This is a genomic window from Aquabacterium sp. (assembly GCF_041909175.1).
Lineage (GTDB): Bacteria > Pseudomonadota > Gammaproteobacteria > Burkholderiales > Burkholderiaceae_C > Aquabacterium.
Window position 1 is genome coordinate 41330 of record NZ_JAYRDZ010000014.1, and the last position, 23592, is coordinate 64921.

A 23592-nucleotide genomic window follows, 5' to 3' on the forward strand; every position below is an offset into this window, starting at 1 on the left:
CTGCCTGTGTTTGTTTATTGATGTGGCAGGAAGTCTGCCACTCATTTAATTTACATCGTCTAGGTATTTGAACGGTCTCCGGTCGTCCAGTTCGTCGATGTACGAGTGAACGTGATGGCGCTCTCGTTGCAAGAAGTCGGCCACCGCATCCCTGAAGTCAGGTTGCGCAATCCAGTGCAGTGACCGCGTGGGAACAGCCTCCAGCCCGCGCGCCAGCTTGTGTTCGCCTTGGGCTCCACCCTCGAAGTCGAGAAAACCCTGCGCAATGCACCATTCAATCGGCTGGTAATAGCAGGCCTCGAAGTGCAGGCATGACACGTTGTCCACCGCCCCCCAATAGCGGCCAAAGGCGCGCCGGTGTGATCGGTCAACGGCCAGCAGGGCGCAGGCGATGGGCTGCTGCGCACGCTCGGCCACAAACAACACCCAATGGTCCGTCAGTGCCGCGCCTGCGGTTTCCCAGAATGCCGGGGTCAGATAAGGGTGCTGCCCCCGCTCCTGGTAGGTCTGGGCATAGCAGCGGTAAAAGAAGGCCCAGTCTGTCGCGGTGATCTGCGCACCTTCCTTGACTTTGAACACCACGCCGGCCTCGGCCACCTTACGCCGCTCCTGGCGGATCTTCTTGCGCTTGTCCCGGTGCAGGGCGTTGAGGAAGTCATCAAAGTCCTGGTATGGCCCTGTGGAGCGGTTGTGCCAATGGAACTGCACCCCTTCGCGCAACAGCCAGCCGCGTGGCGCCGATTCGACAGCCTCTTGTGCAGGCGGAAACAACACATGCGCCGATGACCAGCCTTGTGCGGCCACACGTGCTTCAATCGCTTGCAGCAAGCGTGTTCGCCATCGCGACCGGGCCTCTGGTGGCAGTTGCTGGTCGCTGCACAAGCGTGGCCCCGCCACTGGGGTAAAGGGCACGGCCGAAAGCAGCTTCGGGTAGTAGCGCAGGCCTGCAGACCTCAGCGCCCGATCATGCGCGTCGGCCCAGGCCCAGTCGAACACATATTCACCGTAGGAGTGTGTCTTGGCATACAAGGGGCAGGCTGCGCGCAGCGCTCCTGTCTGATCATGCAGGGTCAGAAACTGCGGTGACCAGCCTGTCTCGGGGCAGGCACTGCCGCTGTCATGCAAGGCACTCAGAAACGCGCAGCGTAGAAAGGGCGAGCCTCCCTCCTGACCTGCAGCGAGGCTGTCCCATGCCACTTCGGGCAGTGTGGCCGGGCTGGCATGCCACTGCTCGGACCAGCTTGCATCACCCTCGGTGTGATGAAACACCTCCAGGGCGGCTACCATGCTGCCTTGAGCGTCCTTACCGTTGTCCATGTTTCCCATGAGTCTCGAATCACCTGCTGCAGTGTCGACAGTGTCTGCCACCTCGGATTTGTCCGTGGCGATGCTCCAATTCAACCCCACGGTGGGTGATCTCGCGGGCAATGCACGGCAGATCATCGAAGGGGCTCGCAAGGCCTATGCCGACGGGGCTCGCCTGATCCTGACCCCAGAGTTGGGCATCTGCGGCTATCCGCCGGAAGACCTGCTGATGCGTCCGGCCTTCCTGCTGGCCTGTGAGCAGGTGTTGCAGCAAGTGGCCGCCTCGCTGGCTGATTTGCCCGATCTGGCGCTGGTGCTGGGGCACCCCTTGCAAGGCGGGGTGCCAGATCTGCACTCACGTTCGTTCTCGGCGCCGCGCCTGCTCAACGGCGCCTCGGTGCTGCGCGCCGGGCAGATCGAAGGGCACTATGCCAAGCGCGAGTTGCCCAACTACCAGGTCTTCGATGAGCGCCGCTATTTCGTGAGCGGGCGTGAAGCGGGCCTGGCCCCCTTGGTATTCAATGTGCAGGGCCACCGGGTGGGCTTGCTGATCTGTGAAGATGCCTGGTTCGATGAGCCCGCTAAGGCGGCCAAAGAGCAGGGTGCACAAGTGCTGGCCGTCATCAATGCCTCGCCCTTCCACGCCGGCAAGCGTACCGAGCGTGAGGCGCGCATGGGTGACCGGGCCCGCCGTGTCGGTTTGCCGCTGCTGTATGCCCACCAGGTGGGCGGTCAGGACGAGGTGGTGTTCGACGGTGCCTCGTTTGCGGTCGATGCGGGTGGTGGCGTGACTGCGCGTGCGCCCAGCTTCGAAGCGGCTTGTCTGCATGTGTCGGTGTCGGCTGATGGCAGTGTGTCCGGGCCCATGGCACCGGGTTTGTCACCCGAAGCCGAGATCTGGGCTGCGCTGGTCTGCGGCGTGCGCGACTATGTGGGCAAAAATGGTTTCCCGGGGGCCATCATCGGTCTGTCGGGGGGTATTGACTCGGCGTTGGTGCTCGCCATCGCGGTTGATGCGCTGGGGGCGGACAAGGTGCGTACCGTGATGATGCCGTCGCCCTACACGGCAGACATCTCCTGGATCGATGCCGAGGACATGGCCAAGCGTGTGGGCGTGCGTCACGAAGAAATTGCCATCGCCCCCACGTTTGAAAGCTTCAAGCAGGCGCTGTCGCCCATGTTCGCCGGCTTGCCAGAAGACACCACAGAAGAAAACATCCAGGCGCGTATCCGCGGCACCTTGTTGATGGCGCTGTCCAACAAGACTGGGTCGATCGTGTTGACTACGGGCAACAAGAGCGAGATGGCAACCGGCTATTGCACCCTGTATGGCGACATGGCCGGGGGCTTCGCGGTCATCAAGGACCTGGCCAAGACGCTGGTGTACAAGCTGGCGCTGTGGCGCAACAGCGAAGCAGTCCGCCAGGGGCAAATTGAGCCGATTCCCGAGCGCATCATCACCAGGCCACCGTCAGCCGAGTTGCGCCCAGACCAGAAAGACCAGGACAGCCTGCCGCCCTATGAGGTGCTGGACGCCATTCTTGAGCGCTACATGGAGCACGACGAGCCCATTGAATCCATTGTTGCGGCAGGTTTTGATGCCGCCGATGTTGACAAAGTGACGCGTCTGATCAAAATCAACGAGTACAAGCGCCGCCAGGCGCCAGTCGGCATCCGTGTCACGCACCGTGCTTTCGGGCGTGATTGGCGTTATCCCATCACTTCCCGCTTCCGCGCGTGACGATAATCACGTCGATTGTGTATTGATCCTTGATAATCAAGGTCATTGACTTCTATCTGACCCATTTCGGAGTTCCCCCATGAAACAGATCACCGCCGTCATCAAACCGTTCAAGCTCGAAGAAGTGCGTGAGGCCTTGGCCGAGGTCGGCGTGACGGGGCTGACCGTGACGGAAGTCAAGGGCTTTGGTCGTCAAAAGGGGCACACCGAGCTCTACCGTGGCGCCGAATACGTGGTGGACTTCCTGCCCAAGGTGAAGGTCGAAGTCGTGGTCAAGGACGGCGATGTCGATCGCTGCATTGAAGCCATCATCAAGGCAGCCAAGACCGGCAAGATCGGTGACGGCAAGATCTTCGTCACCTCGGTTGATCAGGTCGTGCGCATCCGTACCGGCGAGACCGACGAATCGGCCGTCTGATTCAGATATCCGGCGTCACGCCGCCAGGGCTCGCTGTAGCCGAGTCTGGCGGCGTTTGTTTTTGCAGGGCCAGTGCTTCGTGGTGCAGGCGGTCGAGCAAGGTGCTCGCCGTGGTGTCAACCATCAGCAGCTGTTGCACATCCGGCCACAGGAAGCCGCTCTCACGGCTGCGGTCAATGAAGCGCAGCAGGTCGTCGTAATAGCCGTTGGTGTTGAGCAGGCCCAGCGATTTGTGGTGATACCCCAACTGGCGCCAGGTCCACACCTCGAAGATCTCTTCCATCGTGCCAATGCCGCCGGCAATCGCCAGGAAGGCATCGGCATGCATGGCCATCATGTGCTTGCGTTGGTGCATGTTGTCGACCACATGCAACTCAGTCAGGCCCTTGTGGCCCATCTCGCGGTTCATCAGCCGTTCAGGGATCACGCCGATCACGGTGCCACCGTGCGCCAGGGTGGCATCTGCCACCGCGCCCATCAACCCGGTGCTGCCACCGCCATAGACCAACTGCCAGCCACGTTGACCGATCTGCTTGCCCACTTCGCGGGCTGCAGCTTCAAAAGCTGCTTCGTTCCCCATGCGGGAACCACAATAGACACAAACGGAAAAACGGCTCATGGCGTGGGGTTGGCTCGGTTGTCGATCAGGCGGGTGCCGCACAGCATGTCGTGCCAGAAAAGATGCTTGGGATTGAGCAGGGCGCTGAGTGCATAGATCACCACCCAGCCCACCATGGCACCGTACAGCAGCTTGGACTGGTGCCATCCGGCCAGCCAGGATCCTGCCAGCGAGGGTATGAACCATACCCATGACGCCAGGAATCGTGCCAGCGCGCGCGGCATGCTGATGGTGCCCCCGTCCTGGCTGACCATGCGCAGGTGCCAGGTCTTCATGGCCAGGGTCTGGCCACCGTGTGTCCAGAACCAGATGAAATACAGGGCAAAAGACAGGAACAGCCAGGCTTGCAGGCCTTCGCGGTGGGTCATGGCATGTCGCTGCCCTACGGCAATCCCAAACACCAGGGCGACGGCCATCACCAGGCCGAACAACAACACCCCTTCATAGAGAAAAGCCGCCATTCGGCGGCGCAGGGAAGGTGCTGGAGCCTGGGCTCGGGCAACGCACATGTCCGGCGTTGCGGCTTCATAGGTCGGGGCAGCAGATTTCTTGAGAAACATCAGCGGGAAGAGGGCGTCGACGGCGATACCGGTGTGATGCCGGCACCTTGGGCACCTTTCTTGGGCATCAAGGTCACCGGGTCGACAAAATCACTGGTTGCGTTGATCTTGGGCAGCCCCGTTTGCTGGTGCAGAGGTGGCTGCGGGCGTTGGTTGACGAGGCTGGTTGTGGCGCCTTGCCCGGCCTTGATCACGGATGGTGCCACAGCCGTTGGCGTGGCAGAGCCGTGTACGGCCGTAGGAACTTCATTGGTCTTGACGCCGTCAGCCCTGGCTGCGGCGCGGCGCTTGTTGAGTGCCTGTTGCGCCTGTTCGCGTGGGCCTTGCACGTCGTCGGGCAGCAACACAGGGTCCTGCTTGCGTTTGGCCTGATCAGCCAGTGACTTGCGCTCTTCTGGTGACAGCGCCTGGTACGCTTCCCATTTCTGGCGTCGCTCTTCAGGTGTCAACTGGCGCGTTTCCTGGAAACGCAGCCGAGCTTCCCCGCGCTGTTTGGCGGGTAGCTGCGACCACTGGATCATGCGATCGCGCATCTTTTGCTGATCAGCTTGAGACAGGTTCTTGTAACCGTTGGCCAGGCTGATCCACTTTTCGCGACGCGTATCGTCCATTTTTCCCCAGCTGTGGGCCAGCGGTTGCAGCACCTGCCGTTGTGCGGGTGTCAACTCGTTCCACTCAGGTGCATCAGGGGCAGAGGCCGTTTTGGGCGGGGTGGCATGCGCCGGCGGCGCCGCATGCGCAGGGGCATGCTGTGCTGCTGCCCAGATCAGGATAAGCAGACACAAGACACATGCTGACAGACCTCGTTCAGCATGTTTGCTCATGGCTGAGTGGCCCCCTTCGGATCGATCTCTTCGTCGTCTGTCAGGGTTGGGGTATCCAGATCCTTCTCCTGGCCGGGCAGGCTTTGAGCCTGGGCGGGGGCATTGTCGGCCTTGAGGTATTCCTCAAACCCTGGGTCTGTGTAGGCTGCCGGCGGCAGGTCATCGGTCAGCAGCGCCATGTCCACTTCTGCAGCAGCCTGGACGCGTTCGTGTCGAGACCACACATGGATGCCCCACAAGCCTGCCACCAGCAGCACGGCTGGCACCAGCGAAGCCAGTCGCCATCCCCATGGGGTTTTGTCTTCACCCAATCCGGTGCGATTGGTGGGGTGCTTGCGCCCTTGTACCAGCTGGATCGACCATTCGGCCAATTCGTCAACCAGGCTCGGGGCAGCATCGCCTTGTGATTCGACTGTTGTCATGCCCGGCGCACCGGCGGGCACCAGCGCAGGCGCGACCACCAGGTCGCTGACAGGTGCGACCACCACTTGCGCCTGAGCCTGTCGGCTCAAGGCTGCTCTGATGGCCTGTTCTCGTGCAACGCGCAAGCGCTCGGAGATGTCGTGCGGCAGCGATTGCGCAGCATCATCCAGGCGCGCACTGACGCGCTTGGCAAATCGGGCCTGCAGCGCCTCGACTTGCGCTGCGCTCAGCGGGGTTTCTGGAAGATTTTTCACAATGTAATACCGCGGGTTTTGAGTGCTTTGGATAGGGCTTGGACTGCTCTGGAACAGTGCGTTTTCACACTGCCCTCGGAACACCCCATGGCCGCAGCCGTTTCGGCAACGTCCAGTTCCTCCCAGTAACGCAGCAGGAACGCTTCTCGTTGACGAGCTGGCAAATTTTGTATTTCCTCTTCAATGAGCGTCAGGATTTCGGTCCTGCTGGCTGAATCATCAGCACCTTCCGTGCCTGGTTCGTCAATCTGCAGGGCTTCCAGCAGATTGAAGTCGTTGTCCTCGTCGCCAACAGCCGCCTCGATGTCGCCCATGTTCTGGAAAACCGCGTTGCGCACCTTCTGCCTGCGGAACCAGTCCAGCGTGGCGTTGGAGAGGATGCGCTGAAACAGCATCGGCCACTCGTTCGAGGGGCGATCCGCGTAACTCTGAGACAGGCGGATCATGGCGTCCTGCACGATGTCCAGCGCAGCGTCATCGTCACGCACGGCATAGGCAGTGCGCTTGAAGGCGCGTCGCTCAACGCTCATCAGAAAACTGTTGAGCTCTTCGGCAGGGGAAGGAGTGGGCAGCGGTGTCAAAACGCGGAACGAACAAGTCGCTCGGGAGTAAAGTTTTTTGCGCGGCCGGATTATGGCATTGCCGCGCATGCTGCATCTTGCTGCGCTGCGACATTGGCAGTTTTCCCAAGGGGTGCGATAATGTTCGTCTTTGCGCCATTTTCGATCTGGTTTGAGCTGCAACCGGAACAAGGTATCAGTGGCAGACCGCGCAGGCTCCGAATCCGCCTCACAAGGGCGAGCACGCAGGCAATCCGTTGTCGCAGTTGCTGTTTGAGGAGGGGCACCGATCGTTTTTCGTCAGAGAAATTCCGAAAGGTTCTTTTTTACTCATGGATATGTCCTCTCCTACTCATCCTGAAGTCCTCAATGGTTCCGAGATCCTCGTTCGCTGCTTGCAAGCCGAGGGTGTGAAGTACATCTGGGGCTACCCCGGCGGCGCCGTCCTCTACATCTACGACGCGCTCTACAAACAAGATTCCATCGAGCACGTGCTGGTGCGCCACGAACAGGCCGCCGTTCACGCTGCCGACGGCTATGCCCGCGCCACTGGCGATGTGGGTGTGGCCCTGGTGACCTCCGGCCCTGGCGTGACGAACGCCATCACCGGTATCGCCACCGCCTACATGGACTCGATCCCCATGGTCGTGATCACCGGCCAGGTGCCGACCACGGCCATCGGCTTGGATGCCTTCCAGGAATGCGATACCGTGGGCATCACCCGTCCGATCGTCAAGCACAACTTCCTCGTGAAGGATGTCGCTGACCTGGCCGAGACCCTGAAGAAGGCGTTCCACATTGCCCGCACCGGTCGCCCCGGTCCGGTGGTGGTCGACATCCCGAAGGATGTGTCGCTCAAGACCACGGCTTTCAAGTACCCGGAAACGGTTGAAATGCGCTCGTACAACCCGGTGCGCAAGGGCCACGGCGGTCAGATCCGCAAGGCTGTTCAACTGCTGCTCAACGCCAAGCGCCCCTACATCTACACGGGCGGCGGCGTGATCATGGCCGAGGCCACGAAGGAGCTGCGCGACCTGGTGACGATGCTGGGGTACCCCAGCACCAGCACCCTGATGGGTCTGGGTGCCATCCCGGCTTCGCACAAGACTTTCCTGGGCATGCTGGGCATGCACGGCACGTACGAAGCCAACATGACCATGCAGAACGCCGACGTGGTGATCGCCATCGGCGCCCGCTTCGACGACCGCGTGATCGGCAATCCGAAGCACTTTGCCCAGGTCGAGCGCAAGATCATCCACATCGACATCGACCCGTCTTCGATCTCGAAGCGCGTGAAGGTGGACATCCCTATCGTGGGCGATGTCAAGGACGTGCTGATCGAGCTGATGGCCCAGTTGAAGGAATCCCAGCAGAAGCCGGACCAGAATGCGCTGGCCGCCTGGTGGAACCAGATCAACGAGTGGAAGAAGCGCGAGTGCCTGCACTACAAGAACTCGGATGAAGTCATCAAGCCGCAGTTCGTGGTCGAGACCTTGTGCAAGCTGACCAAGGGGCGTGACACCTACATCACCTCCGATGTGGGCCAGCACCAGATGTTCGCTGCGCAGTTCTACAAGTTTGAAGAACCGCGCCGCTGGATCAACTCCGGTGGCCTGGGCACCATGGGTGTGGGCCTGCCGTACGCCATGGGCATCAAGCTGGCCAAGCCTGATTCGGACGTGTTCTGCATCACCGGCGAAGGCTCCATCCAGATGTGCATCCAGGAGCTGTCGACCTGTCTGCAGTACAACACGCCGGTCAAGATCCTGTCTTTGAACAACCGCTACCTGGGCATGGTGCGTCAGTGGCAACAGCTGGAATACTCCGGCCGCTACTCGCACAGCTACATGGACGCGCTGCCGAACTTCGTGAAGCTTGCCGAGGCCTATGGCCACGTCGGCATGCTGATCGAGCGTCCGGAAGACGTGGAAGGCGCATTGAAGGAAGCCATCAAGATCAAGGACCGCACGGTGTTCCTGGACATCCGTACCGACCCGACCGAAAACGTCTGGCCGATGGTGCGTGCCGGCAAGGGCATCTCCGAGATGCTGCTGGGCTCCGAGGAGCTCTGATCCGGTAAGGACTTCACAGCCCTGCCACGGCGGGGCAGGCTGCAGCCAGACGCTTGCCGGTGTCTGCGCGGGCAGTCTGTCTCGGCGCGGCAGATCACACCCGACACATTTCCTATCGCACCACGCGGCCAAAGCCGGCAGGTTACCGCCTCCCGGCCCAGGAGCCCGAAAGGACGATCACCATGAAACACATCATTGCATTGCTGCTCGAAAACGAACCCGGCGCGCTGTCCCGCGTGGTGGGCCTGTTTTCCGCCCGGGGCTACAACATCGAGAGCCTGACCGTGGCTCCGACCGAAGACGCCTCGCTGTCGCGCATGACCATCGTGACCAATGGGTCCGATGAAATCATCGAGCAGATCACCAAGCACCTCAATCGCCTGATCGAAGTCGTCAAGGTGGTGGACCTCTCTGAAGGCCCCTACACCGAGCGCGAACTCATGCTGATCAAGGTGCGAGCTGTCGGCAAGGAGCGCGAAGAAATGAAGCGCATGGCCGACATCTTCCGTGGTCGCATCATCGACGTCACGGACAAGACCTACACCATCGAATTGACGGGTGACGCATCCAAGCTCGACGCCTTCATTGAAGGCATTGATCGTGCGGCCATCCTCGAAACCGTGCGCACCGGGTCCAGCGGGATCGGGCGTGGCGAGCGCATTCTGCGCGTCTAAGGCCTGGTTCATCCATCAGGCTGCAACTCCCGCAACATCAACATCACGCTTGGGCCCCCAAGCACACTTCACACGTTTATCTGACGGAGCAACAACATGAAGGTCTATTACGACAAGGACGCTGATCTGAGCCTGATCAAGGGCAAGAACGTCACCATCGTGGGTTACGGTTCGCAAGGCCACGCTCACGCTCAAAACCTGCGCGATTCCGGCGTCAACGTGACGGTCGGTCTGCGCAAGGGCGGCGCATCCTGGTCCAAGGTGGAAGCCGCTGGCATCAAGGTCGCTGAAGTCAATGAAGCCGTCAAGGGCGCTGACGTCGTCATGATCCTGCTGCCTGACGAGAACATCCCCGAGGTCTACAAGAACAACGTTGAGCCCAACATCAAGCAAGGCGCTGTGCTGGCTTTCGCTCACGGCTTCAACGTGCATTACAACCAAGTCGTGCCTCGCGCTGACCTGGACGTGATCATGGTTGCCCCGAAGGGCCCTGGCCACACCGTGCGTTCCGAGTACCTGAAGGGCGGCGGCGTGCCTTCCCTGATCGCTGTGTACCAGGACAAGTCTGGCAAGGCCAAGGACATCGCTCTGTCTTACGCTGCTGCCAACGGCGGCACCAAGGGTGGCGTGATCGAAACCAACTTCCGTGAAGAAACCGAAACCGACCTGTTCGGCGAGCAAGCCGTTCTGTGCGGTGGCGCGGTTGAACTGGTGAAGATGGGCTTCGAAACCCTGACCGAAGCTGGTTACGCTCCTGAAATGGCCTACTTCGAGTGCCTGCACGAGCTAAAGCTGATCGTCGACCTGATGTACGAAGGCGGCATCGCCAACATGAACTACTCGATCTCGAACAACGCCGAATATGGCGAGTACGTGACCGGTACGGAAGTGATCAACGAGAAGTCGCGCGAAGCCATGCGCAACGCTCTGAAGCGCATCCAGACTGGCGAATACGCCAAGATGTTCATCCTGGAAGGCAAGACCAACTACCCGAGCATGACTGCTCGTCGTCGTTTGAACGCCGTGCACCCGATCGAAGTGGTTGGCGGCCAACTGCGCGCCATGATGCCCTGGATCGCCAAGAACAAGCTGGTTGACCAGTCGAAGAACTGATCTGGCTGGCCGGTGTGAACCGGCTGCTGACAGCGCAAGCCGCCGAGGTGCAAGCCCGGCGGCTTTTTCTTTGTCGGGTTGTTACCAGTTCCTCGGGCGAACCCGAATTCATCTGTTGCAGCATGGCCTAGCACTTACCCTGAACGCGATGCGTTTGATGTGGTTTAACCCCCAAACAAGGGGGGCTTGCATATAACGAGGGGCGGCAACATGGAGACACATCAACACAACTTGCGCTGAGCAAGACACACTTAGGAGCTCCGAGATGCAGATGTCCATCCGTTCGTTCGCTGTCGCCGCTGTTCTGGCCACCGGTGCCGCTTCTGCCAGCGCTCTGACCATCCCGACTGAAGCCATTCAGGCCAACTCGGTGCAGGCCTTCTCGGCAGACGCGCTCGAACAATTCGGCCTGTTCAGCATCAACGTGACCCCGCTTGGCAATGCCAGCGCCACGTCGACTGAAGGTGCCTTCAACCTGCCCGTGACCAGCATCACGGTCAACTCCAGCCTGAAGATCACCGCTGGTGCAGCCAAGGGTTCGGCCCTCGAAATCGCCCGTGTGAAGACCGACGGCACCAAGATTGGCCTGACACTGGCCAACTTCACCATCAACTTTGCAACCGGCCAGGTGCTGGCCGACGTCACCCCCATCGGTGGCGTGACGCAAGCCCAGGCCGCTGTCTACAATTTCGACGTGCTGAGTGCACTGAAGTTGTCTGTGAAGATCTTCCCGCTGGGTGTGACGGGCCACGAAGAGCTGGGCAACCTCTATCTGACAGACGACGCCATCACCACCATGGCCACTGCACTGGCTCTGCCCAAGTTCGCTCCATACATCATGAAGGACACCGATTTCGGCAAGATCCTGATCGACGTCGCCCTGAAGCTGCGCAAGCCGGTGTCGACCAAGGCATACGTGCCTGCTCAATAACCCGAACTGATATACGCTTTATATCCGGCAGATCGGTTGGCCAGTTTGTCTGGTCAGCGATCTGACGGATTTTCTGTTTTCTGAACTCCGTTAGTTTCATGATCGTCTACAACAACGCTCGTTTCTGGCAGCAGCCGCTTTTCATCAGCGTCGTGGGGGCCGGTGTGCTGGGTGTGGCTGCCTGGGCCTGGTTTGGTCAGAGCTCACCTTCGTCTGATGCGGTCACGTCAACCTCGGCTCCGGCTGATGGCTCCTCGCCTTTTGGTAGCGTGTCACCCCAATCGGCTGGACATGCGGCACAAAGCACGGCGATGCCATCAGACAGTGTCAGGCCTGATGACTGGAAGGCCATTCAAGGCGCCATGAAGAAGGCAGGGTTCCCTGATGCTGAAGCGCAGCGTGTCGTGAGCTACCTGGGTTACCAGCGGCACTTCGAGGCATGGCAGGGGCTGGACGGGACCAAGGACGTTCAACACCGGAAAGAATTGGCCAAGGACCTGTTGGCCGAGTTGCCTGATCGGGTGTCGCGCAACGAATTCACACCTGCCGAAGCCAATCTGATGGCTGGGGTCTTGCTGGCAGAGGTGGAGCCCGATGAAGCCAAGCGGCAGCAACAGATCGAGTCCATGATGGCTCGCTTCATCTCCCAGATTGGCCAGCCCGATGATGAGCAAGCCATGCAGACCCAGGAGCGGGCTGTAGAAGCGCAGCGCAAGGTGGTTACCGCGGTGGCCGAGTGGCAGGCGCAGAGTGCCGATCTGCGAACTCAGGCCACGCTGGAGCAGGCTCTCGACAAGGCTCGCCGTTGATCTGAGCCAACGTCCTGTCGTTTTCTCGGCGGGCGGGTTTGACCATACGGTCAAAACTCGATAAGTTTGCTGGCTTATCGCTCGTCATGGGTATTGAGACATGCCGCAAACCAAGTTCCTGCTTTCCGAGAACGACATCCCGACCCACTGGTACAACATTGTTCCAGACCTGCCCAGCCCACCTGAGCCCGTGTTGGGCCCTGATGGCAAGCCTGTCACGCCTGATGCACTGTCGGCCATCTTCCCCGATGCGCTGATCGAGCAGGAGGTCACCCGTGAACGCTGGGTGCCTATTCCTGAGCCGGTTCGTGAGCTGTATCGTCAATGGCGACCGACACCGCTGGTGCGTGCCCACCGGCTTGAGCAGCACCTTGGTACGCCGGCCAAGATCTATTTCAAGAACGAGAGCATCAGCCCGGCTGGTTCGCACAAGTTCAACTCGGCCCTGCCGCAGGCCTACTACAACAAGCAAGCTGGCATCACACGCCTGGTGACAGAGACCGGGGCAGGGCAGTGGGGTAGTTCGCTGTCCCTGGCTGGCCAGTTGTTTGGCGTGGATGTGCGCGTCTACATGGTCAAGGTGAGCTTCCAGCAAAAGCCTTTCCGACGCTCCATGATGCAAACCTGGGGTGCCGAGGTGCTGGCCAGCCCCACGAACCTGACCAATGCAGGCCGGGCCGCTTTGGCCGAGAACCCCGACAACCCTGGCTCGCTGGGCCTGGCGATTGCCGAGGCCGTGGAAGAGGCTGCCAGCCGGCCTGATACCAATTACGCGCTGGGCTCCGTGCTGAACCACGTGCTGCTGCACCAGAGTGTGATCGGTCTGGAGGCCAAGAAGCAATTCGAGATGACGGGTGATTGGCCCGACATGATCTTTGCGCCTTGTGGTGGTGGTTCGAACTTCGGTGGTGTGGCTTTCCCGTTCTTCGCCGATACGGCAGCGGGCAAGAAGCCGGTGCGACTGGTGGCGGTCGAGCCCACCTCGTGCCCAAGCCTGACGCGTGGTCACTATGCCTACGACTTTGGTGACACCGTGGGCCTCACCCCGCTGATGAAGCAGTACACGCTGGGGCATGATTTCATGCCGCCGTCCATCCACGCAGGTGGCCTGCGTTACCACGGTGCCAGCACCTTCGTTTCACAGCTCTATCACGAGAAGCTGATCGAAGCGGTGGCGGTGCCTCAGTTGGCAACCTTTGATGCGGGGGTGACCTTCGCACGTACCGAAGGCATCATCCCGGCGCCTGAGTCGTGCCACGCCATTCGCGCCACCATTGACGAGGCCTTGCGCTGCAAGGAAACAGGCGAGAAGAAAGTGCTGTTCTTCAACCTGTCAGGCCACGGCCACTTCGACATGGCGAGCTACGACAAGTATTTTGCCGGTCAGCTGGAAGACTACGAGTACCCGCAAGAGGCCATTGAGGCTGCTCTGGCGCGTCTGCCCAAGGTCGGTTAAGCCTCCTCCAGGTCAGCTCATGGCATCCGGGTGCAAGGCCCGGATGCAGGCCAGTTCCAGCTCGCCAAGCTGCTCCAGCTTGTATCGGGCGGGCTGGCCTTTTCGTGTCGACGCGATCTCCAGCCAGTAATGTGTGTGGGCGTCTGGCATGCGGCACAAAAAGAAGCCCGTCTGCCAGGGTCCTGTGTTGGCATCTCCGCCTCGGGTAGTGCTTTCCCACAGCACAAGTGCAGTAGCGCCAGAGAACGTCAGTTGCCCTTGTTCGTTAAGCTCGGTGATGGCCATGCGAACCGCGGTCAGTTCGCGGCTCATGGCTTGCTGGCGGTGCACAACATACCAGCCCATGCCGGCCAGAACAAGCAGCAGGAGGAGCAACTCAAGAAACATGACAGGACAGCCTCAGTGAGGGCGATGCAGCGCTTCGCTGATGGTGCGTGCTTCAGGAGCCAGCACATGGAGCCCGTAGCCGGTCAGGGTCACAAAGACGGCTGTGAGCAGGAATGGCCAGACTGTGCGCCTGACGGCTGTTTGCAGCCAGTGCTGCTGGTCACTTTTTTTCAGCTTGCGGTACAAGGTGTAGGACAGCGCCCCGTCCAGTGCGACCTCGGCCATCAGGGCAGGGGCCGTGTACACCACATAGAGTGAGGCCATCGCCAGCCTCACCAGCAGCGCAATCACCAGCAGGGGGATGACCAGCTCGTCGCCATCGGCCACACCGTCCAGGGCGTTACCTGCATCTGACAATGAGCTGGTCGTGTCTTCTGCTGTCTGCATCAGCGAAGCTGTTTCGGCTTCCGCTGGGCCGTCAAAAGATGCACTCGCGCCACCGCCACCAAAATCACCACCCTCGCCGCTGCGAACGGACGGGCCCAGCTTGAACGAGGAGATGTCCGGGAGCTGGTCTGCCGTGTTACCCACCATGTCTACTGCATCAGCGAGGTCGTCGGCCTTGAAGCGCAGCCAGACCCACAACATGAACAGGAAGAACAGGTAGGCGCCAAGCAGGGCCATGGGATAACGCCAGGGCATGGATTCCAGGCCCAGGTGCAGCAAGACAAACGAGCACAGCAGGCCTGATGCGCCGGTCAGCATCACCATCAGCATCATCTGGATACGAGGGTAGGACGCCCGTTCAATGCGCCGGCGCAGCAGGTTGGTGGCCTGGGTTCTTGACAGGAAGCGCATGGCTCGACCGGATCAGGCCTGGTTTGACTCGCCCGCTTCGTACACGACAAATGTTTTTTTCGCAGGGACAACGACTTCCCATGTACCCTCAAATCCGCGGGGGATGACGAAACGGTCTCCCTGGGTCAGCGTCACGGCTTGGCCCTGGGTGTCGGTAACGACACAGGTGCCTTCCAGCATCAGGCATTCCTCTTCTTCCGTGTAGCGGATCTTCCACTTGCCGATGTCGCTGGCCCAGGTGCCGGCGAAAAATTTGCCGGTGGGGTCGCTGTACTGCATCCACACGGTTTGGCGCGGGTTGCCTTCAATCAGCTTTTCTTCTGCAACGAAGTAGTGCTCCGGCTCGGTGGCCGCTTCTTTCAGGATGCGAATGGTCATGGTCTGTCAGATGCAGGTGTTTGGGGAAATCAGCGTTTGACCAGCAGCAATACACATGCCTCGCCCACAGACACCTTGCTGGATGGGGCGCGGCTGGCTTGCTCAGGCAGGTTGTCGCACAGGTATTGCACGGCATCTCGCATCTTGGGTGACAGGGCTGCCCCCGTACCTTCGCTGCGCTGTTGTCCCATTGTGGCCAGGCTCACGGCGGCCGCTTTTTGCAGGTATTGCCGGGCTTTATCTGGTTGGCCCTGATTCAAGCCCTGGAGGGCTTCTGCCTGGGCAGGCACATAGGTCTCTGTGAACTGAGCCTGCCACTTTTCCATGGGATTGGAAAACACGGACAGACCAATGAGAACGCCAATGGCTGTGGCGATCAGGGCGAGCACCAGCGCGCCCATGACAAGGTTGAATTTGCTGATTTGCATGGAAGCAGGAAAGGAAGCCTCGGCGAATCAAACTCCGAGGGGTTGGTCATTGTCGCTGGCAGCGAAGGCTTGGGCAAATTGTGCCGCAGAGATGGCATGTGCCCGTCCGAATCCTGCAACCAGTCTGGCTGACTGCACGGTCACGGTGAACAGCGAAAAGTCACCAAAGGAGAACAGCTCTTCGCTATCAGGCAGGCGCCTTAGATAAGCCGCTTTGGCAGCACCATATGCAGAGTCGTCCGGCAAACAGGGGTGAGCCAGCCCTTGCAGGCTCAGGCGCGGCAGAGACAGGGGCGACTCAGAAGAGCCGGGCTGCCCCATCACCATCATCGCCACTTGAGGGTGCGCGAGCATGTCGTTCGTGTGTGTGGCCAGCCGGCTGACATGGATCACCAACCCGGATCCGTCAGGCATGACAGCAAACGGTGTCATCGACAAAGCGGGTGCCCCTTTGTGCAGGGTCGACAGCGAGGCATGCACGGTGTCATCAACCAGCTTGCGCAACGCGGCAGTTATCGTGGCATCCATGTGGAGAGGGTTATGGGCTGCAGGGCGGTCAGCCATTGTCCTCTGAACAGACCTGGTTGCGTCCGCGGTGTTTGGCCGCATACAAAGCTTTGTCGGCTGCGGCAATGAGTTGCTCCACATTGTGGCCGTCCACCGCATAGCTGGCCACCCCAAAAGACGAGGTGATCGGAATCGATGCGCTGCCATAACGGATGGCGCTGGCCGCGATGTCCTGGCGGAGCTGTTCGGCGCGGATGACAGCCGCCTCCTTGGGCATGCCGGGCATCACCATCATGAATTCTTCTCCGCCGTAACGGCAGAAGATGTCGCTGGTGCGCGCATGGCTTTTGAGCAGCCCTGCCACCTGTCGCAGCACCTCATCGCCTGCGGGGTGACCAAATTGGTCATTGACCGCCTTGAAATGGTCGACGTCGGCAATGACCAGGCTGACCGGGCGCTGGTAGCGCTGGGCAATTGACAACTCTCTGGCCAGCGCCTCTTCAAGATGTCGGCGGTTGTACAGGCCGGTCAAGGCATCTCTGATGGACTGCTCGCGCAGCAAGCTTTGCAGGGCCAGGACTTCCTTCTCCACCCGCACGCGCTCGGTGATGTCCAGTGCCATGCTGATCAGGGCAATGCCACTGTCCAGCCGCATGGTGCTGCCGTGTATTTCCACGTTGACCACTGCCCCGTCCTTGCGGCGCGCACGGAAGGTGTGATGAACCTGATCCAGTTCGCCCCGCCAGCGCTTGCGCGCCAGCTCAGCCGTTAGCGGGCGATCTTCTTCCACGACGATGCTGAGCGGGTCCATCTGCTGAAGCTCCTCCAGCGAGTAGCCGTACATCTCTTCCAGTCGCGGGTTGATGTAGGTGACAAGCCCTTGTTCCGCCACGCCAATGCCGACCATGGACTGATTGGCCAGCCCCCGGAACCGGGCTTCCGAGCGACTCAACTCCTGGTTCATGGCCTCGTTCGCGCGCAGCGCTGCCTCCAGGTCGGCGGTGCGTCGTTGCACCTGTTCTTCCAGCATCACGGTGGTTTGCAGCAGGCCGAAGTCGGAGCCCTGGGCGTGGGCGCATTGCTCTACGCGGTTCATCAGTGCCTCGACCATCTTGTTCAGTCGGGTAATTTCCGCTCGAAGCGCTGTGGCCTCATCGGTGTGGGGTGTGGTCGAGGATGGGCCTGGCTCAGCCACGAGGTGCTCCAATGGCCACGCCGGTCAGGGTCTGCGTCACGTGGACACCGCAATACTGCTCTCCATAGGTGTTCAGCCCCACAGCGCGGTTGGCTCGAAACACGTCTGCGACCTCGTCGGCACAACCTGTGCGGATGTTCTCGAGTTTGCGCAAAATGCAGTCGAAGGCAATGGTCAACAGCGGATCGCCAATGACGTGGCGGATGTCATTGAAGGACTGCCTCATGTTGCCAAGCAGGTCGCATCCGCGTGCAACCCGAAGCACCATGCCCTCCTCAATGGCACAAAAGAAGGTCAGGCTGCCATCCGGGTTCGCTTTCTGGATGGAGCGGATATAGGCGGAGCCATCGATCAGCACCATCAAGGGGGCGGCGGCAAACTGGGGGGCGTCCAGCGCGCCTATGTCGACGTCAATCAGGTCGGCATACGCCTGCGCGGCAGGTCGCCCGTTGATTTCCTTGACCAGCCGGTTGGGGGCATCAGCTTCTGTGACCACCAAGCGCTGGGCTGTGGGCACAAAGTGCTGAATCTTGAAGCTCTGAACGGGCAATGCGGTGGCAATCAGCAGCACCACCGCACGGCCGGTGCCAAACTGGCCATTGGCATACACCTCGGTGCGCTGGAAGTCCATGCCGTCGGCAGCCGAGCCGCCAAGCAAGGGAACGTGTCCCAGTGCTGTTTGAATGGCCCGTGTGACTCTTTCCTCCCGCATCGTCAGGCCGTCGATCAGCATCAAGGCGAAGTGGTTGCTGGCCTTGGAGTGATGCGGCTGGGCATGCAACCGCTGCTGGAGATCGGCTACGAACTGCCGCCCCTCCGGCAAGTCGACGCCTCTGACGTCTTCTATGCAGCCCACAGCGGTCTGAAAGGCCCGCTGCCCCAGGCTGAACCCCGACAGTGCATGTTCGGTGTAACCGACAGGGCCAATTTCTCCGGCGGAAGTGCAACCCACCACGGGAACCGTGCCAAACAGCTTCGCCATTTCGCGTGCGACCACATCCAGATCGTGGCTGCGCGAACAGAAGAACACCACCAGCGCCATTTGGGTTTGGTGCACAGCGCAATGAAATGCCCGAACTGCGGCAATGGAGTCCGACAGAGTTGTCTGCCCGGCCCGAATGTGGCTATCGGGACTCATTTCGAGAAACCCTCCTGAATGCCAGTCCTAGGCCTGGCGCCGGTGTTGTGAATCCACTCTATCGGCGATTTTCAGGATAAGGGCAGGCGTTCACCCTGACGAAAAAGAGGCGGACGCCCATTCCTGCACAAGGAATGGCCCGGTCTCAGCAGTCAACGGGCTGGATCAGCTCTACACGCTTGAAAAGTTGCGCAGAAGTCAGCTTTTCGGCGAACCGCAGATTGATCCGACGAAAGCGCTCCCGGACCGCCTTGGCATCATCCAGGCGAATCCATTGATCGGCCGTGGCGCATCGCTGAATCTGGTGCACCAGACTGCCAGCCTGACTCAGCCGGGCCAGCCAGCGTCTAAGGGCATATTTGCGAGGCTTCTGATAGCGCAGCATTTGGTGGGCATTGGCGCCCAAGGTGCTCAGCAGGCTTTCGAATTTTGACGAGTAGCCGACCACTTGCACCTCGTGGCCGGATAGCAGAGACCAGTAGGCGCCATGGAACGAGTTGGTGATGACGCGTCGGTTGCTTTGGAGCGCCGCGGCCATGTCTTCGTCCGAGCAGCTGTTTTGCAGAAACTGCCAACCTTTGGCCTTGGCCAGGCGCTGCAAGGCACGGGTGTCATGAGGTCGGGTGACCCGAGGGTCGGCATTCACGAACAACAGCGTGCCATCGCCCGCAATGGACTGGTCCAACATGGGGTGTAGACAACTGACGCAAGGCAGAAAATGCGCTTCATCGGTCACGCCATCACGGTCTCGCAGACCCCACGCCGGGTAGGGCAGATCATTGATCGGTATCAGCCGTGATGCCGCTCGTTTGTTGGAGCGGCCCACACCCCACAACACAACCTGCTCGGGCACCAGCCCCAGGCGAGCGACTGTTTTTTCGCCAAGGTCCTGGAACACGCCACCCCCCATGACGGTGACGGGGCGCTCTGACGCCACAAAGCGGAAGTAGTGCCGGGGGGAGCACAATTCGTCGCCGATGTTCCGCAAAGGCGGGCGGTGGTGAATGAATACTGCTTCGTACACGTGCTGTTACCGTTCATACACAGTCGGTAACATTGTGGCAATGCGATTGCATCTCAACAAGTGGAAATGGCCAGTGTTGGCGAATTTATGACTTCAGAAGTATTGAAAATAGGTCAAATAACGACAATTCGCCGCGACTTGCATGCTGTTGAGCATACGGCACTCGTTCTGGACGGCCTCACGCAACGCGCACTGAGCTTTCGGGTGGAGTGCGACACCTTGTCTCTCGACGAGATAGAGGCCCAGCCAGAAGCGTTTGTTCTGGCCTTGCTCATGCCATGCATGGCTACAGGCCAGAACCTGGTATGCGAAGCGCCAGTGGATGGACAACTGCTCTACAACCTCAATACGCAGCTGGTTCCATTTCTCTGCAGCCGCTACAGCAGCTTGAAGCCAGTCAAGATCATGGCGCCCACGAAATCGTTCGTGCATCCGGACGTGGCGATAGGGCGCCATGTGTTGGCCATGAGCTGCGGCCTGGACGCCTTGACTGCCTACGCCGAGTTGTCCGGCCCGGACTCGCCTCCCGCATTGCAGCCCGAGGCCCTGCTGTTCAATGACATAGGTGCTTTTGGAAGGGGCGAAGCCAAACAAGCGCATGACCTTGAACTGGTTGAGCGATTCGCAAAAGACCGCGCTTTGCCGCTCGTCAGGCTGACCTCCAATATGGGGGAATTCGGGGGGCCTGCTTACCCGAATGCATACTCGTGTCGGGGTGCCGCGGCGGCGTGGGCACTCAAGGGGGGCGTGGCACGCAAAGTCACCTATGCCTCAGGCACCGATTATGTTCACATGGGGTGCCTGGATCAGATGGCCGACATGGGCGCCTTTGACCCCATCACCTTCCCCATGATGAGCAACAGTGGCTTGGAGATCTATTCATCCGGGTTCCGACACACCCGCTCCAGTAAATTCGAGTTGCTGTTGACACATCCGGAGTTGATGGGCTACCTCAACACCTGTTTGCGTTCGGTTGACCGCAAAGGTGGTTTCATCAACTGTGGGCAGTGCAAAAAATGCTCCGAGTTGCTGTTCCGCGCGGAAGCCATGGGCTGCCTGGATGCGCTGGCGCCCTCATTCAACGTCGAAGCCTTCAAGAAGACGCGCTGGTTTCTGGCTGAAAAGCTGGTTTACAACGCCTACAAACCATCGCCATCCGATAACTCCATTGACACACTCGACAGCATTGCGCGGCATGGCGGGCGTGTGGGGGTGAGTGGCCGTGTACTTGGCTTGATCGCGGCAGGGACAAAGCGTGGCGTGTCACGTGCCAAGCGATTGGTCGGGGTTGTTCGCTAGCTGCTGTCTAGGGTGAGAGCCCAGCCAAGCTTTGTGCACGCTAGGTGGTGATTGACTGGCCATGGTGTTGCACTTCACGTGTCAATCTACGGCCATGCTTTTAATTGGGTGGGCATAGCCTGCTTTGAACGGCATCCCAGGATGTTTGCCACCCGATACGCCTTTGAGGCATGTCGTTAATGCTCATGATGATGCCAGTCAGGTCACAGTGCGACAACCCGCCTTCACTCTCGACGCGCCACTGATAGTGATTGACGAGATCATTCAACGAACCGAGGTCTGAGCGGCTATCGGTCTTGGCATACAGCCCTGCGTCGTAATGCTTGAACGCTTTGTCGATGGCTGATGCAGGCAACCCCTTCATTTGAAGCAACTGCTCAAGCCCAGCGAGCAACATGTTCGGCAATGACTCGATGGTAACGGGCTTCTTGCCTTGGAACAGGATGAATGACAACAGCGTTGTCTCACTCATGAAGATGTAGGCCTTGCGACGCCCAAGATTGAATCGATTGACGTACCAATTGCCCAAGGGCGCCTCGGATGGCTCTGGCGAAGCGAGGTTCGCCTTATGCAGGCCGACAACCTTTTGGACTTCTTGGGTGCACTTGAGATAAAGCATGGCGGAATTGTGTGGGGCCGAAGGAAGGCATGGCCAGTTCAGGATGCAAAGGCACGTTTCAGTGAGTTCTTGGATGCTTGCCTGCACGAAGGGCCGCAGATGGTGACACGACGAGGCGCAGAAGCCGCAGTGCTCGTTCCTGTGGATGAGTGGCGCAGGCTCCAGTCGGCGGCGCGGCCCTCGCTCACGCAGCTACTGCTGTCTGACGATGCGCGAACAGACCTTGCGCTACCTGCTCGTGGACAAGCCACGCGCCGCAAGGTGGAGCCCATGCTGTGACGCGGAAGTACCTGTTGGATACCAACTTGGTTTCGGAACTGCGCAGACAACGCCCACACGGCGGTGTGGTGGCTTGGCTGCAATCGTTGGATGATGCTCAGTTGCATTTGTCCGCAGTGATTCTGGGCGCGATTGATGCACAGGAAGTCCGATACGCTTTATGAGGATGCAATGATTGCCGGGCAGCCTGGCCGTAGCGCTGGACAGTCGTAATAGTGCACTTGTACAATATTGCGTACAACACTGGAGCCCTCCAATCATGGATGCCATCTCGTACTCGTCTGCGCGCGCCAACTTGGCCAGCACCATGGATCGCGTGTGCGAAGACCATGAAGCACTGATCATCACTCGCAATGGCCAACGGTCCGTTGTGATGATCTCTCTTGAGGACTTCACTGCCCTTGAAGAGACGGCCTACCTTCTGCGCAGCCCTGCCAATGCCAAACGGCTGATGGGCGCCATTGAGCGGCTGAATGCTGGTGCAGGCACGGAACGACAGCTGGCCGAATGAAGTTGATCTTCGCTGATGCGGCATGGGATGACTATTTGTACTGGCAACAACAAGACAGGCGAATGGTGGAGCGCATCAATAAGCTGATCAAAGAGGCGCAGCGCGAACCCTTCGCCGGGATTGGCAAGCCCGAGCCTTTGAAGCACGCGCTGGCTGGATATTGGTCTAGAAGAATCACCGACGAACACCGCATGGTTTACAAAATTGACGGCGATTCAATGCTGATTGCCCAGTTACGGTACCACTATTAACGCGGTATTACGTATTAGTTAACTGGCGCCGGAGCGCGAAGTGCGGAGGGTACCAATACAGGCCATGAGAATGCCGAAGGCATGGCTAGTGTTGGCGTCCGCGTGCATCGACCTGTTAGCCCGGGTTGGGCCACCAGAGGTTGTTTGACTTGTGCTGATAAGTGATGCAGACTAGTTGAATGACTAGTTCGATGGGGATGGTGATGCATACGTGGCCAGTTCAGGATGCAAAAGCACGTTTCAGCGAGTTCTTGGATGCTTGCCTGCACGAAGGACCACAGATGGTGACACGACGAGGCGCCGAAGCCGCCGTGCTCATTCCTGTGGAAGAGTGGCGCAGGCTCCAGTCGGCGGCGCGCCCCTCGCTCAAGCAGCTCCTGCTGTCTGACGATGCGCGGACAGATCTGACGCTGCCTGCTCGTGGCCAGGCCTCGCGCCGTAAGGTGGAGCCCATGCTGTGACGAGGAAGTTCCTGTTGGACACCAATGTGGTTTCGGAACTACGCAGGCAACGCCCGCATGGCGGCGTGGTGGCCTGGCTGCAATCGTTGGACGATGCTCAGCTCCATGTGTCCGCAGTGACCCTGGGAGAGATTCAAGCCGGCATTGAGCTGACGCGCGAACAAGACGCCAGCAAGGCGCAAGAGATTGAAGGCTGGCTTGAGCTGGTTGCCGGCAGCTACAACGTGCTGCCGATGGATGCGGCAACCTTCCGAGCGTGGGCGCGATTGATGCACAGGAAGTCCGATACGCTTTATGAGGACGCGATGATTGCTGCGACAGCCCAAGTGCACGGTCTGACCGTGGCAACGCGAAACGTCAGCGATTTCAATGCGTTGGGGCTGGAAGTATTCAATCCATTTGCCTCGGCGTAGGCGTGTTGTGCCTGAGGGCTAACGAATGAAAGGGACTTCCCCGTCCCGAACTAGCCAAGGGTGAGCTTGGCAACCGGTCTGAAATGACCAAGATGGGAAGTGCGAATAACTCATCTGTTTTTCATCCGGAAGGGGAAGTCCATGG

At 59.8% G+C, this 23592-nt stretch carries 29 protein-coding genes; 14 read left to right on the forward strand and 15 right to left on the reverse strand.

Going from position 1 to position 23592, the window contains the following annotated elements:
- Window positions 1–45 precede the first annotated feature (45 nt).
- Window positions 46–1317 (reverse strand): GNAT family N-acetyltransferase, encoded by a 1272-nt coding sequence (locus ACE3PH_RS15520; RefSeq protein WP_374320711.1) that lies wholly within the window; start codon window positions 1315–1317, stop codon window positions 46–48.
- 7 nt (window positions 1318–1324) lie between these two features.
- Between ACE3PH_RS15520 and ACE3PH_RS15525 the strand changes: the two genes are divergently transcribed.
- Both ACE3PH_RS15525 and ACE3PH_RS15530 read left to right on the forward strand, forming a co-directional pair.
- Window positions 1325–3046, forward strand: a complete 1722-nt coding sequence (locus ACE3PH_RS15525; RefSeq protein WP_374320713.1) for an NAD+ synthase — start codon at window positions 1325–1327, stop codon at window positions 3044–3046.
- A gap of 79 nt (window positions 3047–3125) precedes the next feature.
- The gene (locus ACE3PH_RS15530) at window positions 3126–3464 is read left to right on the forward strand and encodes a P-II family nitrogen regulator (RefSeq protein WP_374320715.1); all 339 of its coding nucleotides are present in this window, start codon (window positions 3126–3128) and stop codon (window positions 3462–3464) included.
- A 1-nt stretch (window position 3465) separates the two neighbouring features.
- On the opposite strand, the gene ACE3PH_RS15535 is transcribed toward ACE3PH_RS15530, so the two are convergent.
- Genes ACE3PH_RS15535 through ACE3PH_RS15555 form a run of 5 tightly spaced genes read right to left on the reverse strand, consistent with a single transcriptional unit; the run spans window position 3466 to window position 6674 of the window.
- Window positions 3466–4044 (reverse strand): TIGR00730 family Rossman fold protein, encoded by a 579-nt coding sequence (locus ACE3PH_RS15535; protein ID WP_374320717.1) that lies wholly within the window; start codon window positions 4042–4044, stop codon window positions 3466–3468.
- A gap of 35 nt (window positions 4045–4079) precedes the next feature.
- On the reverse strand, window positions 4080–4643 hold the full coding sequence (locus ACE3PH_RS15540) for an RDD family protein (RefSeq protein WP_374320719.1): 564 nt from the start codon (window positions 4641–4643) through the stop codon (window positions 4080–4082).
- On the reverse strand, window positions 4643–5467 hold the full coding sequence (locus ACE3PH_RS15545; protein WP_374320721.1) for a DUF3106 domain-containing protein: 825 nt from the start codon (window positions 5465–5467) through the stop codon (window positions 4643–4645). The genes ACE3PH_RS15540 and ACE3PH_RS15545 overlap by 1 nt, the downstream gene beginning before the upstream one ends.
- The gene (locus ACE3PH_RS15550) at window positions 5464–6144 is read right to left on the reverse strand and encodes a DUF3619 family protein (RefSeq protein WP_374320723.1); all 681 of its coding nucleotides are present in this window, start codon (window positions 6142–6144) and stop codon (window positions 5464–5466) included. Before ACE3PH_RS15550 ends, ACE3PH_RS15545 begins: the two co-directional genes overlap by 4 nt.
- The gene (locus tag ACE3PH_RS15555) at window positions 6141–6674 is read right to left on the reverse strand and encodes an RNA polymerase sigma factor (RefSeq protein ID WP_374320771.1); all 534 of its coding nucleotides are present in this window, start codon (window positions 6672–6674) and stop codon (window positions 6141–6143) included. The genes ACE3PH_RS15550 and ACE3PH_RS15555 overlap by 4 nt, the downstream gene beginning before the upstream one ends.
- Window positions 6675–7036: 362 nt before the next feature.
- Here ACE3PH_RS15555 and ACE3PH_RS15560 point away from each other — a divergent pair, with 362 nt between their 5' ends.
- From ACE3PH_RS15560 to ACE3PH_RS15585, 6 genes are all read left to right on the forward strand, one after another.
- Window positions 7037–8776 carry an acetolactate synthase 3 catalytic subunit gene (locus ACE3PH_RS15560; protein WP_374320725.1) on the forward strand — a complete coding sequence of 580 codons (1740 nt, stop codon included), beginning with the start codon at window positions 7037–7039 and terminating at the stop codon, window positions 8774–8776.
- A 182-nt stretch (window positions 8777–8958) separates the two neighbouring features.
- Window positions 8959–9450: an acetolactate synthase small subunit gene (ilvN, locus tag ACE3PH_RS15565; protein ID WP_374320727.1), complete on the forward strand. Its 492-nt coding sequence runs from the start codon at window positions 8959–8961 to the stop codon at window positions 9448–9450.
- A gap of 96 nt (window positions 9451–9546) precedes the next feature.
- A complete protein-coding gene (gene ilvC / locus ACE3PH_RS15570) occupies window positions 9547–10563 on the forward strand; it encodes a ketol-acid reductoisomerase (protein ID WP_374320729.1) in 1017 nt (338 codons plus the stop codon).
- Window positions 10564–10828: 265 nt separating this feature from the next.
- Window positions 10829–11494 (forward strand): hypothetical protein, encoded by a 666-nt coding sequence (locus tag ACE3PH_RS15575; protein WP_374320730.1) that lies wholly within the window; start codon window positions 10829–10831, stop codon window positions 11492–11494.
- Window positions 11495–11592: 98 nt separating this feature from the next.
- Window positions 11593–12303: a hypothetical protein gene (locus ACE3PH_RS15580; RefSeq protein WP_374320732.1), complete on the forward strand. Its 711-nt coding sequence runs from the start codon at window positions 11593–11595 to the stop codon at window positions 12301–12303.
- Between the two features lie 100 nt (window positions 12304–12403).
- Window positions 12404–13759, forward strand: a complete 1356-nt coding sequence (locus ACE3PH_RS15585; protein ID WP_374320734.1) for a TrpB-like pyridoxal phosphate-dependent enzyme — start codon at window positions 12404–12406, stop codon at window positions 13757–13759.
- A 12-nt stretch (window positions 13760–13771) separates the two neighbouring features.
- Here ACE3PH_RS15585 and ACE3PH_RS15590 read toward each other — a convergent pair whose 3' ends face one another.
- The 8 genes from ACE3PH_RS15590 to ACE3PH_RS15625 all read right to left on the reverse strand — a co-directional run bounded on the left by ACE3PH_RS15590 (window position 13772) and on the right by ACE3PH_RS15625 (window position 19614).
- Window positions 13772–14146 (reverse strand): hypothetical protein, encoded by a 375-nt coding sequence (locus tag ACE3PH_RS15590; RefSeq protein WP_374320736.1) that lies wholly within the window; start codon window positions 14144–14146, stop codon window positions 13772–13774.
- Between the two features lie 12 nt (window positions 14147–14158).
- Window positions 14159–14944 (reverse strand): hypothetical protein, encoded by a 786-nt coding sequence (locus tag ACE3PH_RS15595; protein ID WP_374320738.1) that lies wholly within the window; start codon window positions 14942–14944, stop codon window positions 14159–14161.
- A gap of 12 nt (window positions 14945–14956) precedes the next feature.
- Complete coding sequence (locus tag ACE3PH_RS15600) at window positions 14957–15322, reverse strand: cupin domain-containing protein (RefSeq protein WP_374320740.1); 366 nt, start codon at window positions 15320–15322, stop codon at window positions 14957–14959.
- Window positions 15323–15351: 29 nt separating this feature from the next.
- Entirely contained in the window at window positions 15352–15750 is a 399-nt protein-coding gene (locus ACE3PH_RS15605; RefSeq protein ID WP_374320742.1) for a hypothetical protein, read from the reverse strand.
- A 27-nt stretch (window positions 15751–15777) separates the two neighbouring features.
- Window positions 15778–16278, reverse strand: coding sequence for a pyridoxamine 5'-phosphate oxidase family protein (locus ACE3PH_RS15610; protein ID WP_374320744.1), 501 nt, complete (start codon window positions 16276–16278; stop codon window positions 15778–15780).
- 28 nt (window positions 16279–16306) lie between these two features.
- Window positions 16307–17452 (reverse strand): diguanylate cyclase, encoded by a 1146-nt coding sequence (locus tag ACE3PH_RS15615; RefSeq protein WP_374320746.1) that lies wholly within the window; start codon window positions 17450–17452, stop codon window positions 16307–16309.
- A complete protein-coding gene (locus ACE3PH_RS15620) occupies window positions 17445–18509 on the reverse strand; it encodes an FIST N-terminal domain-containing protein (protein WP_374320748.1) in 1065 nt (354 codons plus the stop codon). Before ACE3PH_RS15620 ends, ACE3PH_RS15615 begins: the two co-directional genes overlap by 8 nt.
- Window positions 18510–18735: 226 nt before the next feature.
- Complete coding sequence (locus tag ACE3PH_RS15625) at window positions 18736–19614, reverse strand: hypothetical protein (RefSeq protein WP_374320750.1); 879 nt, start codon at window positions 19612–19614, stop codon at window positions 18736–18738.
- A gap of 138 nt (window positions 19615–19752) precedes the next feature.
- Here ACE3PH_RS15625 and ACE3PH_RS15630 point away from each other — a divergent pair, with 138 nt between their 5' ends.
- Window positions 19753–20913: a hypothetical protein gene (locus tag ACE3PH_RS15630; RefSeq protein WP_374320752.1), complete on the forward strand. Its 1161-nt coding sequence runs from the start codon at window positions 19753–19755 to the stop codon at window positions 20911–20913.
- 100 nt (window positions 20914–21013) lie between these two features.
- On the opposite strand, the gene ACE3PH_RS15635 is transcribed toward ACE3PH_RS15630, so the two are convergent.
- The gene (locus ACE3PH_RS15635) at window positions 21014–21532 is read right to left on the reverse strand and encodes a hypothetical protein (protein WP_374320754.1); all 519 of its coding nucleotides are present in this window, start codon (window positions 21530–21532) and stop codon (window positions 21014–21016) included.
- Here ACE3PH_RS15635 and ACE3PH_RS15640 point away from each other — a divergent pair.
- The 5 genes from ACE3PH_RS15640 to ACE3PH_RS15660 all read left to right on the forward strand — a co-directional run bounded on the left by ACE3PH_RS15640 (window position 21482) and on the right by ACE3PH_RS15660 (window position 23447).
- Window positions 21482–21811 (forward strand): type II toxin-antitoxin system Phd/YefM family antitoxin, encoded by a 330-nt coding sequence (locus tag ACE3PH_RS15640; protein WP_374320756.1) that lies wholly within the window; start codon window positions 21482–21484, stop codon window positions 21809–21811. The genes ACE3PH_RS15635 and ACE3PH_RS15640 overlap by 51 nt on opposite strands.
- Before the next feature lie 259 nt (window positions 21812–22070).
- Window positions 22071–22322: a type II toxin-antitoxin system Phd/YefM family antitoxin gene (locus tag ACE3PH_RS15645; RefSeq protein WP_374320758.1), complete on the forward strand. Its 252-nt coding sequence runs from the start codon at window positions 22071–22073 to the stop codon at window positions 22320–22322.
- Window positions 22319–22573, forward strand: a complete 255-nt coding sequence (locus ACE3PH_RS15650; protein ID WP_374320760.1) for a Txe/YoeB family addiction module toxin — start codon at window positions 22319–22321, stop codon at window positions 22571–22573. The genes ACE3PH_RS15645 and ACE3PH_RS15650 overlap by 4 nt, the downstream gene beginning before the upstream one ends.
- Window positions 22574–22776: 203 nt before the next feature.
- Entirely contained in the window at window positions 22777–23034 is a 258-nt protein-coding gene (locus tag ACE3PH_RS15655; protein ID WP_374320762.1) for a type II toxin-antitoxin system Phd/YefM family antitoxin, read from the forward strand.
- A 14-nt stretch (window positions 23035–23048) separates the two neighbouring features.
- On the forward strand, window positions 23049–23447 hold the full coding sequence (locus ACE3PH_RS15660) for a type II toxin-antitoxin system VapC family toxin (RefSeq protein ID WP_374320764.1): 399 nt from the start codon (window positions 23049–23051) through the stop codon (window positions 23445–23447).
- The last annotated feature ends 145 nt before the right edge of the window (window positions 23448–23592 follow it).

What these genes read in the sequence shown, in the direction of transcription:
- ACE3PH_RS15610 (WP_374320744.1), bottom strand. Translation starts at nt 16,278, where the DNA reads ATGGATGCCACGATAACTGCCGCGTTGCGCAAGCTGGTTGATGACACC.
- ACE3PH_RS15655 (WP_374320762.1), top strand. Translation starts at nt 22,777, where the DNA reads ATGCATACGTGGCCAGTTCAGGATGCAAAAGCACGTTTCAGCGAGTTC.
- ACE3PH_RS15540 (WP_374320719.1), bottom strand. Translation starts at nt 4,643, where the DNA reads ATGTTTCTCAAGAAATCTGCTGCCCCGACCTATGAAGCCGCAACGCCG.
- ACE3PH_RS15545 (WP_374320721.1), bottom strand. Translation starts at nt 5,467, where the DNA reads ATGAGCAAACATGCTGAACGAGGTCTGTCAGCATGTGTCTTGTGTCTG.
- ilvN (WP_374320727.1), top strand. Translation starts at nt 8,959, where the DNA reads ATGAAACACATCATTGCATTGCTGCTCGAAAACGAACCCGGCGCGCTG.
- ACE3PH_RS15640 (WP_374320756.1), top strand. Translation starts at nt 21,482, where the DNA reads ATGCAGGCCGACAACCTTTTGGACTTCTTGGGTGCACTTGAGATAAAG.
- ACE3PH_RS15580 (WP_374320732.1), top strand. Translation starts at nt 11,593, where the DNA reads ATGATCGTCTACAACAACGCTCGTTTCTGGCAGCAGCCGCTTTTCATC.
- ACE3PH_RS15520 (WP_374320711.1), bottom strand. Translation starts at nt 1,317, where the DNA reads ATGGACAACGGTAAGGACGCTCAAGGCAGCATGGTAGCCGCCCTGGAG.
- ACE3PH_RS15650 (WP_374320760.1), top strand. Translation starts at nt 22,319, where the DNA reads ATGAAGTTGATCTTCGCTGATGCGGCATGGGATGACTATTTGTACTGG.
- ACE3PH_RS15525 (WP_374320713.1), top strand. Translation starts at nt 1,325, where the DNA reads ATGAGTCTCGAATCACCTGCTGCAGTGTCGACAGTGTCTGCCACCTCG.
- ilvC (WP_374320729.1), top strand. Translation starts at nt 9,547, where the DNA reads ATGAAGGTCTATTACGACAAGGACGCTGATCTGAGCCTGATCAAGGGC.
- ACE3PH_RS15555 (WP_374320771.1), bottom strand. Translation starts at nt 6,674, where the DNA reads ATGAGCGTTGAGCGACGCGCCTTCAAGCGCACTGCCTATGCCGTGCGT.
- ACE3PH_RS15575 (WP_374320730.1), top strand. Translation starts at nt 10,829, where the DNA reads ATGCAGATGTCCATCCGTTCGTTCGCTGTCGCCGCTGTTCTGGCCACC.
- ACE3PH_RS15590 (WP_374320736.1), bottom strand. Translation starts at nt 14,146, where the DNA reads ATGTTTCTTGAGTTGCTCCTCCTGCTGCTTGTTCTGGCCGGCATGGGC.
- ACE3PH_RS15530 (WP_374320715.1), top strand. Translation starts at nt 3,126, where the DNA reads ATGAAACAGATCACCGCCGTCATCAAACCGTTCAAGCTCGAAGAAGTG.
- ACE3PH_RS15585 (WP_374320734.1), top strand. Translation starts at nt 12,404, where the DNA reads ATGCCGCAAACCAAGTTCCTGCTTTCCGAGAACGACATCCCGACCCAC.
- ACE3PH_RS15595 (WP_374320738.1), bottom strand. Translation starts at nt 14,944, where the DNA reads ATGCGCTTCCTGTCAAGAACCCAGGCCACCAACCTGCTGCGCCGGCGC.
- ACE3PH_RS15535 (WP_374320717.1), bottom strand. Translation starts at nt 4,044, where the DNA reads ATGGGGAACGAAGCAGCTTTTGAAGCTGCAGCCCGCGAAGTGGGCAAG.
- ACE3PH_RS15560 (WP_374320725.1), top strand. Translation starts at nt 7,037, where the DNA reads ATGGATATGTCCTCTCCTACTCATCCTGAAGTCCTCAATGGTTCCGAG.
- ACE3PH_RS15635 (WP_374320754.1), bottom strand. Translation starts at nt 21,532, where the DNA reads ATGCTTTATCTCAAGTGCACCCAAGAAGTCCAAAAGGTTGTCGGCCTG.
- ACE3PH_RS15605 (WP_374320742.1), bottom strand. Translation starts at nt 15,750, where the DNA reads ATGCAAATCAGCAAATTCAACCTTGTCATGGGCGCGCTGGTGCTCGCC.
- ACE3PH_RS15600 (WP_374320740.1), bottom strand. Translation starts at nt 15,322, where the DNA reads ATGACCATTCGCATCCTGAAAGAAGCGGCCACCGAGCCGGAGCACTAC.
- ACE3PH_RS15645 (WP_374320758.1), top strand. Translation starts at nt 22,071, where the DNA reads ATGGATGCCATCTCGTACTCGTCTGCGCGCGCCAACTTGGCCAGCACC.